General features: G+C 63.8%; 1 pseudogene. It reads left to right on the top strand.

What is annotated here, in order from left to right:
• Nucleotides 1–367, top strand: a pseudogene (gene narZ, locus SB753_RS35305) (nitrate reductase subunit alpha); the annotation flags it as partial.

Genomic DNA, 367 nt, shown 5'->3' with positions numbered 1-367 from the left:
CGTGCAACTAAAAGAGAAGGCGCTGGCCGATGGCCGCCGCATCATGGTGCCGGACCGCTATCTCCGCGCCGACGATTTCAACGGCGTGCTCGGCCAGGACAATAACCCCGAGTGGAAGACGGTCGCGTTCAACGTCGACGGCAAGCTCGTGTTGCCGAATGGTTCGATCGGCTTTCGCTGGGGCGCGGAAGGCCGCGGCGACGCAGGGCGCTGGAATCTCGAAGCAAAAGAAGCGCGGCATGGCGCAGAAGTGAAGCTGAAGCTCTCCGTCGCGGAAGACGGCGCGCAAGCGCATGAGGTCGTCACGGTCGGCTTTCCGTACTTCGGCGGCATCGACACGCCGCATTTCACCGCGAGCAAACAGGCC

The organism is Paraburkholderia sp. SIMBA_053 (assembly GCF_046534895.1).
GTDB lineage: Bacteria > Pseudomonadota > Gammaproteobacteria > Burkholderiales > Burkholderiaceae > Paraburkholderia > Paraburkholderia caledonica.
The sequence above is the reverse complement of the archived record's forward strand: the minus strand, read 5'-3'. Positions and strand labels throughout refer to the sequence as shown.